Origin of the sequence: Mesorhizobium sp. M0904 (assembly GCF_040319475.1) — a bacterium.
Classification (GTDB): domain Bacteria; phylum Pseudomonadota; class Alphaproteobacteria; order Rhizobiales; family Rhizobiaceae; genus Mesorhizobium.
The window spans coordinates 274,676-284,177 of sequence record NZ_JAMYOC010000004.1 but is presented as its reverse complement, the minus strand read 5'-3'; the positions used below and the strand labels follow the sequence as shown (position 1 = coordinate 284,177).

At 63.5% G+C, this 9,502-nt stretch carries 10 protein-coding genes and 1 pseudogene; 4 read left to right on the top strand and 7 right to left on the bottom strand.

Annotated features, from left to right (window positions below):
* Window positions 1–213, top strand: a 213-nt coding sequence (locus tag NKH80_RS06990) for a transposase (protein ID WP_352990421.1), incomplete at its 5' end; no start/stop codon positions are given.
* A 160-nt stretch (window positions 214–373) separates the two neighbouring features.
* Here NKH80_RS06990 and NKH80_RS06985 read toward each other — a convergent pair.
* The 4 genes from NKH80_RS06985 to NKH80_RS06970 all read right to left on the bottom strand — a co-directional run bounded on the left by NKH80_RS06985 (window position 374) and on the right by NKH80_RS06970 (window position 3,354).
* Entirely contained in the window at window positions 374–1,972 is a 1,599-nt protein-coding gene (locus NKH80_RS06985; RefSeq protein WP_502900916.1) for a peptide chain release factor 3, read from the bottom strand.
* A gap of 157 nt (window positions 1,973–2,129) precedes the next feature.
* Window positions 2,130–2,432, bottom strand: coding sequence for a DUF1127 domain-containing protein (locus tag NKH80_RS06980; protein ID WP_352990416.1), 303 nt, complete (start codon window positions 2,430–2,432; stop codon window positions 2,130–2,132).
* A gap of 108 nt (window positions 2,433–2,540) precedes the next feature.
* Window positions 2,541–3,056, bottom strand: a complete 516-nt coding sequence (locus NKH80_RS06975; protein ID WP_352479870.1) for a hypothetical protein — start codon at window positions 3,054–3,056, stop codon at window positions 2,541–2,543.
* Between the two features lie 16 nt (window positions 3,057–3,072).
* Entirely contained in the window at window positions 3,073–3,354 is a 282-nt protein-coding gene (locus NKH80_RS06970; RefSeq protein ID WP_254816139.1) for a DUF4242 domain-containing protein, read from the bottom strand.
* A gap of 188 nt (window positions 3,355–3,542) precedes the next feature.
* Here NKH80_RS06970 and NKH80_RS06965 point away from each other — a divergent pair.
* Together NKH80_RS06965 and NKH80_RS06960 are read left to right on the top strand one after the other, a co-directional pair.
* Window positions 3,543–3,827: pseudogene (locus tag NKH80_RS06965) on the top strand (winged helix-turn-helix domain-containing protein); the annotation flags it as partial.
* Window positions 3,828–3,977: 150 nt separating this feature from the next.
* Window positions 3,978–5,363 carry an ATP-binding protein gene (locus NKH80_RS06960; RefSeq protein ID WP_352990464.1) on the top strand — a complete coding sequence of 462 codons (1,386 nt, stop codon included), beginning with the start codon at window positions 3,978–3,980 and terminating at the stop codon, window positions 5,361–5,363.
* 23 nt (window positions 5,364–5,386) lie between these two features.
* On the opposite strand, the gene NKH80_RS06955 is transcribed toward NKH80_RS06960, so the two are convergent.
* Together NKH80_RS06955 and NKH80_RS06950 are read right to left on the bottom strand one after the other, a co-directional pair.
* On the bottom strand, window positions 5,387–6,304 hold the full coding sequence (locus NKH80_RS06955; RefSeq protein WP_352990413.1) for a haloalkane dehalogenase: 918 nt from the start codon (window positions 6,302–6,304) through the stop codon (window positions 5,387–5,389).
* 4 nt (window positions 6,305–6,308) lie between these two features.
* Window positions 6,309–6,899, bottom strand: a complete 591-nt coding sequence (locus tag NKH80_RS06950; protein ID WP_352990410.1) for a TetR/AcrR family transcriptional regulator — start codon at window positions 6,897–6,899, stop codon at window positions 6,309–6,311.
* Window positions 6,900–7,016: 117 nt separating this feature from the next.
* On the opposite strand from NKH80_RS06950, the gene NKH80_RS06945 reads away from it, so the two are divergent.
* Entirely contained in the window at window positions 7,017–8,093 is a 1,077-nt protein-coding gene (locus NKH80_RS06945; RefSeq protein WP_352990407.1) for an NAD(P)/FAD-dependent oxidoreductase, read from the top strand.
* On the opposite strand, the gene NKH80_RS06940 is transcribed toward NKH80_RS06945, so the two are convergent.
* On the bottom strand, window positions 8,087–9,460 hold the full coding sequence (locus tag NKH80_RS06940; protein ID WP_352990461.1) for an amidase: 1,374 nt from the start codon (window positions 9,458–9,460) through the stop codon (window positions 8,087–8,089). The genes NKH80_RS06945 and NKH80_RS06940 overlap by 7 nt on opposite strands.
* Window positions 9,461–9,502: the final 42 nt, after the last annotated feature.

Genomic DNA, 9,502 nt, shown 5'->3' with positions numbered 1-9,502 from the left:
CCCAACAAGCACCATGCGCTGCCGCCGCGGCTCAAACATTACAACCGCCTGATCGCCAGACGGCGAGCGGCGGTGGAGACCACTTTCGCCACGCTCAAGAACCGCATGAAGCTGACCAATATCCGCTATGTCGGACTGGCGAAGGCCACCGCCCAGGTGACATTGGCGGCGATCGCCTTCAACATGCGCCGATGGGCCGCCATCACGGGATAGGTGCGCCCGCAGCCCGGCCGCCCGGGCCGAAACCGCCGCCGAAACCCCAAACAAGGGGGCGGAGCTCACAAAGACGAGCGAAATCCCTGCGATCCCGCCCCATCCAAACATCCCCGGTTACTGCGCAACAGGCCCACAAGGGGAGAAGGGAAGGAGCGCATCAAGCCGCTTTGTCGCGGACCTGATAATCCTTTACCGCCGCAAAGCTGATCGCCTTCCAGCGTTCAGCCTCGTAATTGAGCGAGAAAGCATGCTGGGCGAGGAACACCGGATCGTTGTCGAGATCGCGGGCAATGTCGCCGCGATGCGCCTCGATGAAGCGCTGGAGCTCGGCCTTATCGTCGGCCGAGATCCAGCGGCAGACCGAAAAGCGCGACATCTCGAAATCGACCGGCAGTGTGTATTCGAAGTTCAGCCGCTCTTTCAGGACATCGAGCTGCAGGGCGCCGACGACGCCGACGATGGCCGGCGAGCCGTCCTCCGGCGAGAACAATTGCACGACGCCTTCCTCGGCCATCTGGTGCAGCGCCTCCTTGAGCTTCTTGGCCTTCATCGCGTCGCCGAGGCGGACGCGGCGCAGGATTTCCGGCGCGAAATTCGGCACGCCGCGAAACAGGATCTCCTCGCCTTCGGTCAGCGTGTCGCCGATGCGCAGCGTGCCGTGGTTGGGAATACCGACGACGTCGCCGGCAAACGCCTCGTCGGCGGTGACGCGGGTGCGGGCGAAGAAGAATTGTGGCGCCGACAGGCTCATCGGCTTTCCCGTGCGCACCAGCTTGGCCTTCATGCCGCGCTCGAGCTTGCCGGAGCAGACGCGGACGAAGGCGATGCGGTCGCGGTGGTTGGGGTCCATATTGGCCTGGATCTTGAAGACGAAGGAGGTCATCTTGTCCTCGGTCGCCTCGACCTTGCGGCTATCAGCCTCCTGCGCGCGCGGCGGCGGCCCATAGGCGCCGAGCGCCTCGATCAGGTCGCGCACGCCGTAATTGCGCAGCGCCGAGCCGAAATAGACCGGTGTCAGATGGCCTTCGCGGAAGGCTTCCAGATCGAGCGGGCGGCAGGCCGCGCGTGCCAGCTCCAGCTCCTCGATGAAGGCCTCCCGGTCGTTCTCCGGCAGCAGGCCGGCGACGCGGTTGGAATCGGGGCCGTTGACCGGCGTGCGCTCCTTTTCGGCGTCGCCCTTGCGAACCGCGTTCAGCGCCAGATGGTAGGTCCCGGAAAAGGTCTTGGCGCGGCCGATCGGCCAGGTGATCGGTGCGGTATCAAGCGCCAGCTTCTGCTCGATCTCATCGAGGATGTCGAACGGGTCGCGGCTTTCTCGGTCCATCTTGTTGACGAAGGTGATGATCGGGATATCGCGCAGCCGGCAGACCTCGAACAGTTTCAACGTGCGCGGCTCGATGCCCTTGGCGGCGTCGATGACCATCACCGCGCTGTCGACCGCCGACAGCGTGCGATAAGTGTCGTCGGCGAAATCCTCGTGGCCGGGCGTGTCGAGCAGGTTGAAGACAGTGTCCTCATATTCGAAGGTCATCACCGAGGTGACCACGGAAATGCCGCGCTCGCGTTCGATCTTCATCCAGTCGGACCGGGTCTGGATGCGGTCCTTCTTGGCCTTGACCTCGCCAGCAAGCTGGATCGCGCCGCCGAACAAAAGCAGCTTTTCGGTGAGCGTCGTCTTGCCGGCGTCAGGGTGAGCAATGATCGCGAAAGTGCGGCGGCGCGATACCGCTTGTTCGATGTATTCAGCCAATTTCATGGAATCCTGTCTGTGGCGCGGGCTTTTAGCAGCGCTTTCTCTGCCTGTCGACGGTTTTGGGCTAATGGGCTCGGCCGAAGGGACATGCCGGTTTGTCGTTGCGACCGAATTGACGATAGGACCCTCCTAACGAGCCAACGGCACAGATTGCGGCTGTTCAGATGAGAAGATACTCTCCCGCTATGTCCACGCTACCATGATTTGCTTCTGGTAAGGGTGGCTGGTGGCCGACGCCCCTGCCGCCGAGCCAGGTAATCGACTGGATCTCCGAGCGGTTTATGCCGATGTCGCGCAACAGGTAGTCCGGCAGTTCGTAAAGCAATGCGCGGTCACGCCGGATCCGGATGATGCGGGCTAAGGCGCGTGGAACGGCGAGACACATTTCGACGATTGCGGCGACGAACCGCGAACTATCGGGATGATCGGCGATTAAATCCGGCTCTGTATGTCCGATCAGCATGGCAATATTTCCTGTGGTTCGAGGGATGGGAGACACGGTTCCGAGATGTCGGCCGCGAAATGTTGGGAGAGCCATGCAATGGCCCTCCTGGGCGCTGCGTAACACCAGTCAAGACATGTCGTGTTCGCAGCTCACATAAGGGTTCCAGTCGGCGAACATGCCGGCCGGATTGTGCCGCCAGTGCCAGACGTGAAGCTCGTAGTAGGGGTCCACGGGATGAACGCCCACCGTCGTCTTGCGCTGGAGAGTGCGTCCGAGAAACTCGGGAACGCCCTTGCCCTTCCAGTCCTTCTCGAAGACTATATATTCCATGCCAACGAGCTGCATGGAGCCGTCGGGCTCAGGTTCGTAGGTCAGCACGTCCGGCTCGCCGAGCACCAGCTTGCCGTCACCGGCACGACCGGGATGGATGAAGTGTACACCCATCGTGCCGTGCTCGTCATGTGTCGTGCATTCGAACAACTGCTGGTAACCGTCGGCTTTGGCGACCTCGATGCTGAGGTATTTGGCCGCCATCTCCCGCGACCGGTTGAGGACCGGGTCAGGTATGTCATGGGCATCCGCCGCGCCGCAGAAGAATGCCGAGATTGCCACGGCAAGCACAATATCTGAAAAGAGCTTCACGATCCGTCCCTCCCTGCTAGGCCTGCGCGTAGGCGGTCGTTGGATCGAACAGGCGCTTCACCTGCGTGATCTTTGTGGCCGGGAAGCCGCTCATCTTGGCATGGCGTTGGATGATCGCTTCGTCCTTCGCGAGGTAGACGCAGAACGTTTTGTCATCCGCAACGAACGACTCCACCCACTGGATTTCGGGGCCGAGTTCGGCAAGAACGGCGTTCGAAGCCTTGGATGCCTCGCGAAGCTGCTCTCGCTCGAAAGTGCCGACCTTCGGAATGTCCCTTTCAATGATGTACTTATGCATTTTCCTAGTTTCCTTGTGTTGGGTTCAAATGTCGCCGGACGGCGATCGCTGCCGATGACATCCCCGGGGCTGCTGAGCTAAAATGCTCCTTGGCCGGCCAGGCACATGAAGAATGACAGGAGGGGCGGCCAACAGTCCTTACGCCGCTCTTATCTTCTTCTGATCCTTTGCCCATTGTCGTAGGAGGGATGCTGCCGATGGGGATGTATTGCTTCGGCGACTTCGAGCTGAACGAGGAAGCTCGCGGCCTTCGCCTCGCCGGCAGGGAGATCGAGGCGCAACCTCTGGTCTTCGATTTCCTAGCCATTCTTCTGCGCCATCAGAGCCGGGCTTTGAGCAAGGAAGAGTTGCTCGAAACGCTGTGGCCGGGCGTCACGGTGACCGAAGCCTCGCTGCAGCGTGTTGCCAGCCTGGCTCGCAGCATCCTTCGCCAGGGCGGCATGGAAACGGCACTGCGCAACCTGCCGCGGTTCGGCTACCGGATGTGTCTCGATCCGCCAGCCGTTTCGGAACGAACGCCGGTTCTCCCTGATCCGTCGACTGCGCATTCGAGCGCTAGCTTGCAGATCTTGACCGCCGCGCGGGCGGCTGCTTCGGCCAGGAAATGGTATGAGGCCGCGGCTTTGTTCGCCGAAGCGGACACTGCCGACGAGCTGGTCACCGCCGATCTCGAGGAATGGGCGCTGGCTCTGGAATGCATGGGGCGGCCGGCCGAAGCCATCCCGCCGCTGACGCGTGCCGTGCGGGCATACAGCATTGCTGGGCAAGGTTCGCGGGCCGCTGCTCCGGCAATCACACTTGCGCGGATCCACCTAGAGCGAGGAGAGCTTGCCGTCGCCAAGGGCTGGCATCAGCGCGCGGCAGCATTGATCGGCACCGCCACCGATAGCCGGGAGCACGGCCTTTGGTGTTGGATGGGGTCGCGGATCAAGGCAGCGGACGCGGAACCGGAACAGGCGCTGGCGTTTGCCGAGCAGGCCTGCGTCGTCGGCAAACATCTGGAAGATCCGGTCGTGGAGTCGCTCGGCCTTGTCTATCGTGGTTTTTTCAAGCTTTGCCTTGGCGACACCCAATCCGGACTGGAAGATCAGGACGCCGCCGCCGCCCTCGGTTTGTCCAGCGACGTCGATCCGGTGGTCGGCGGAATTCTCTATTGCAACGTCCTTTGGGCCTGCCGAAATTTCGGCGACTGGTCGAGAGCAAACCAGTGGACCCTCGGTTACGAGAATTGGTGCAGGGGCCACGGGCTAGAGGATCTGTCGGGCTCGTGCCGGTTGCATCGGGCCGAGGTGCTCGGCGTGCACGGCACGCTGAAGGAAGCGGAAGCATTGGTGCGCACCGCCCTCGACCAACTTGCGCTCGATGCGCCTTGGGCGATGGGCGACGCGTTGCGCGTGTTAGGCGACATCCATCTTGCGGCAGGGGACCTCACCGAGGCGGAAGCTGCGTATCGTGGCGCCCATGCGGTCGGCTGGGACCCTCAGCCGGGCCTTGCATTGCTGCAGCTCGAGCAAGGACAGGCAGAAGCCGCGTTCAGCGCTCTCGATCGGTCCCTGATCGGGTCCGCCTGGCCGACCTTGCAGCGTCGGGGTTTGATTCTCGCCACTCTGGCAAAGGTGGCGGCACGAACGGATCGACTGGAGCGCGCGAAGCAGGTCATCGCCGAACTGGAAACCCAGCCACAGCGCTGGCCGATGGCATCTATCCGGGCGCTCACCTCGGAAGCCAAGGCCGAGCTTTTCATACGGGAAGGCCGCTTGGCCGAGGCCATTGGAGAACTGCAAGTTGCATACTCGCGCTGGAATGAGATCGGTTCGGCGGTTAATGCCGCCGACGCCCGGCTCTCGCTTGCGGCTTTGCTCATTCAACTGGGTGATCGCACCGGCGCAGAATTGGAACTTGGCACCGTGCTGACGGTCGCAAGGAAAGTCGGTTCGTCACGGCTTATGCGCCGATACGAAACCTTGAAGGCGCTGCTCGGCGGCACAAATAGAGAGGCACCCGCGTAAGAAGCTACGGCGGCGTGATAACGTCACGCCGGTTCGGCGGCATGGCTCTCGAAGGCTATCTCGGGAATCCACTCGGCAATGGCGGTACCGATCCTGTCGGCATGGTCCTCCTGCAGATAATGCGCGCCGGGTCCGAGATCGATCAACCGGCAGTTCTTCAGGCCCACCGCGAATTCCCGTGCCGCCTGCGGCGAGACGAGGGCGCCCGGATCGCCTGAGAAAAGCAGCTTCGGGTAGGAGGAAGCCCGGAGCGCCCGATGGTCGTGCTCACTGATGGCGGCGACATCGGCGGGCTGGCCTTCGATCGGCAGGTCGCGCGGCAGCCGCAGGATCGGCTTGCGCGATCGCGGTGTCGGGAACGGCGCCCGGTAGGCGGCCATTTCAGCATCGCTCATCGTGCGCAGAACCGAGGCCGGCAGCGCCTTTTCGACGAAGACGTTGTCTTCCAGAACAAGCTTCTCACCGATGCCAGGCGTGCGCATTGCCTTGAACAATTCGCGCGCCTGCGGACGCTGGTGAAAATCGTCCCAGCTCTCGAAGGGGCGGATGAACTCCATGAAGGCGAGGCCGAGGATCCGCTGCGGCCGCCGTGCGGCGAGATGGAAGGCGAGCGCGGTGCCCCAGTCCTGCGCGACGACCACCATGTCGGTGATGCCAAGCGTCTCGATGAAAGCGTCGAGATAGCGGACGTGGTCGAAGAAGCGATAGTCGATGTCCGGCTTGCCGGATTGGCCATAGCCGATCAGGTCGGGCGCTATGCAGCGGCCGAACGGCGCTACATGCGGGATGATGTCGCGCCAGATGTAGGACGACGTCGGGTTGCCGTGCAGGAAGAGTACTGTCGGGCCAGCCGTGCCTGCCTCGACATAGGAAATGGTGGAATCGAGTACCGCGACTTGCGAGCGCGGCAACATTCTGCGCTTTTCGAGTTTCGGGTTCATCGGATCAGCTCCTTTTTGCGAAGACTGTTTTGAAGACGATGTTCTTGAAACGCTCGAGCGGTTCGGGACTGCGCTCCACCTTCATGCGCAGCATCGCGCCTTGCCAGGAACTCAAAAGGAAATCGGCGAGATCCTCGGCATCGAACGCGTCGGTGATATCGCCGACCGCCTGGCCCTCGGCGATGCATTCGGCAAAGGGCTTGCGCCAGCGTTCGAAAATGGCGACGAGTTGCAGCCTCAGCGCCTCACTGTGAGCTGCCGTCTCGAGGCTGAGATTACCGATCATGCAGCCCCGTGCCCAATCATGCGCCTCCAGTTTCGACGTGATGATTTCGAGATAGCGGCGCAAGCGCCCGACCGGGGGCGTGCCGTCCCGGGCAAGGGCCTGCTCCACCAAACCGCTCACATAGGCGAAATAGCGGTCCAGCACCTCGCCGGTGAACGCCTCCTTGGAGGCAAAATGATTGGTGAAGGACCCCGGGCGGGCATCGGCCGCGGCGACGATATCGCGTACGCCGGCGGCCGAATAGCCGGAACTCCAGATGGTCTTGAAACCGGCGTCGAGAAGTTTTTCGCGAAGTGAATGTCTAGCCATGCCGGTATAATACGTACGTACGTATTAAAGTCAAGAAGCATATTTTATACCGCGCGCTCTTGGCAGAACCCACGGGCAATGGCATCGCAGCGGTGGCGTTGGAACGAGGAGTGAAGCATGGCAGCGGCGAAACAAGTCATCGTCATCGGCGCCGGCATCATCGGCGCCTCCATCGCCTGGCACCTGACCAGGGCCGGAGCAAAGGTGACGGTCATTGCCGGCAGCGGTGCCGGCGGCGTCGCGACGCCGAATTCCTTTGCCTGGATCAATGCCAGTTGGGGTAATCCGCAGCCTTACTTCCGGCTACGGACTCGATCGATGGCCGAATGGACGCGATTGGCGAACGAGGTGCCGGGCATCCCGTTGCAATGGTGCGGTGGCCTGTGCTGGGACCTGCCCGCGGCCGAACTGGAAGCCTATGCCGCCGAACATTCCCTATGGGGCTACGGCATCGAGCGTGTCGACCGTGCCGGAGCGGCCCGCATCGAGCCCAATCTGGCCGAACTTCCCGACTTCGCCCTTTATGTCGCCAAGGAAGGTGTCGCCGAGCCGGTCGCCGCCACGCAAGCACTGCTGGCCGACGCCGAACGGCGCGACGCGCGGCTGCTGACGGGAGTTACCGCGACCGCGCTTGTGCAGGCCAACGGCAGGATTGCCGGCGTCGATACATCCGGCGGGCCGATTACTGCCGACGAGGTGGTGATCGCGGCCGGAGCCGGCTCTCCGGCACTAGCGGCAACAGCCGGGATAGAACTCCCGATCGAAACGCCGCTCGGCCTGATCGTGCATTCGCGCCCCTACGAAAAGCTGCTCAACGGGCTGGTGATCGGCGACCGCCTGCATATGCGCCAGACAGCGGGAGGCCGCGTCATCGCCGGCTCGGATTTCGGCGGCGCCGATCCCGGCATGGATGCCGCGGCCACCGCCCGCGACCTGTTTGCAGCGATGAAGGCGATGCTGCGCGGCGCGGATGGGCTGGAACTCGATTTCCACACCATTGGCTACCGGCCGACGCCGGTCGATGGCTTTCCCATCATAGGCCGCGCCGAAGGCACGGGCGGCGTCTACGTCGCCGTTATGCATTCCGGCATCACGCTGGCGCCGGCCGTCGGCCTGTTCGCCGCCCGCGAAATCCTCGACGGCGAGCGCGATCCGCTGCTTGATCCCTACGGACTGGCGCGGTTTACTCAATAACCGGGTGGGCGGCGAAAGCCGCCGGCCAGCGGCTCGATGGCCCTGGCGATCCCGAGCAGGCGCGACTCCGACCAGCGTTTGCCAACAAGCTGTAGTCCGATGGGCAGGCCGTCGCGATCCTGTCCGCAGGGCAGCGACAGTGCCGGATGGCCGCTGTAGTTGAACACCGCGCCATAGGCCGGCAGCATCCAGTAGCTTTGCTTCTCGCCGTCGACCTCGATCGGCGTTCCCGGCTCGCAATGCGGGAAGGCGGTGACCATGGCCACCGGGCACAGCAAGGCGTCGCAACCGTCGAAGAACCGTTCCCATGCCAGGATGGAGCGGTCGCGGCGGGCGAGCGCCTCGAACCAGCGCGAGACCGGCGTCGGCTTCTCCGGTGGTTCGGGCTGCGCCGCCTCCAGCATCATGCCGATCAGGAGGCCGCCCTGCTTCAGGTCGTCGTGCAGGTCGAGCTCCGGCAATTCGGCTTCCTCGACGATGGCGCCCGCAGCCTGAAGCTCTTTTGCCAGACTTTCGACCGCCGCGCTGATCTCGCCGGCCACTGGAAAGCCCGGAAAGGACGGCGCGACGGCAATGCGCAAATTTTTGAGGTCCAGCTCAGGCATGGTTTCGACCGGGACCGGCGCAAGGTCGGTATCGCTTCCATCCGGCCCGGCAATGAGGCCGTAGATGAGCGCCAGGTCCTCGACGCTGCGCGCCAGCGGTCCGAGGCAGGACATCAGCCGCACGCTGCGCGGCGCCCCGCCTGGATCGGGGAAGGCGCCGGCGAGCGAGACGCGGTGCTCGGTCGGCTTGAGGCCGTAGACGCCACAAAAGGCGGCCGGCAGCCGGATCGAATCCTGCATGTCGGTGCCGACCTCGAACGGCGTCATTCCGGTGCTGAGCGCCGCCGCCGCACCGCCACTGGAGCCGCCGGCGGTGCGCTGGAGATCCCAGGGATTGCCGGTGCGGCCGAACAACGGATTGTTCGACTGCCAGTCACCGAGCATCGTCGCCACGTTCGTCTTGCCCACCAGTATGCCGCCTGCCGCCTTTAGCCGGGCAACGACCGAACTGTCTGCCCTCGGGGCATAGTCGGCGAAGGCCGGGAAGCCGACGGTGGTTCTCATGCCAGCGGTTTCGTGCGTGTCCTTCAGTGTGAACGGCAGGCCATGCAGCGGCCCAAGTGCCTCGCCGCGCGCCTGCGCTTCGTCGGCTTTCTTCGCTCGAGCGCGAGCCTCCTCCCTGTCGAGCGTGACGACGGCATTGGCCGCCTCATTGTGCCTGTCGATCTGCGCCAGATGCTCGTCCAGCACTTCTATTGCGGAAACCGTACGGTCGCGGATGGCCGCGGCCAGTTTGGTGGTCGAGGAAAAGACGATATCCATCATGACCGCTCCGGGCTATCGCGTCGCGCTCCTCAAAATGGT

Excerpts from the sequence above, each read along its gene's own strand:
- NKH80_RS06940 (WP_352990461.1), bottom strand. The coding sequence starts at position 9,460 with ATGGATATCGTCTTTTCCTCGACCACCAAACTGGCCGCGGCCATCCGC.
- NKH80_RS06985 (WP_502900916.1), bottom strand. The coding sequence starts at position 1,972 with ATGAAATTGGCTGAATACATCGAACAAGCGGTATCGCGCCGCCGCACT.
- NKH80_RS06945 (WP_352990407.1), top strand. The coding sequence starts at position 7,017 with ATGGCAGCGGCGAAACAAGTCATCGTCATCGGCGCCGGCATCATCGGC.
- NKH80_RS06970 (WP_254816139.1), bottom strand. The coding sequence starts at position 3,354 with ATGCATAAGTACATCATTGAAAGGGACATTCCGAAGGTCGGCACTTTC.
- NKH80_RS06980 (WP_352990416.1), bottom strand. The coding sequence starts at position 2,432 with ATGCTGATCGGACATACAGAGCCGGATTTAATCGCCGATCATCCCGAT.
- NKH80_RS06955 (WP_352990413.1), bottom strand. The coding sequence starts at position 6,304 with ATGAACCCGAAACTCGAAAAGCGCAGAATGTTGCCGCGCTCGCAAGTC.
- NKH80_RS06950 (WP_352990410.1), bottom strand. The coding sequence starts at position 6,899 with ATGGCTAGACATTCACTTCGCGAAAAACTTCTCGACGCCGGTTTCAAG.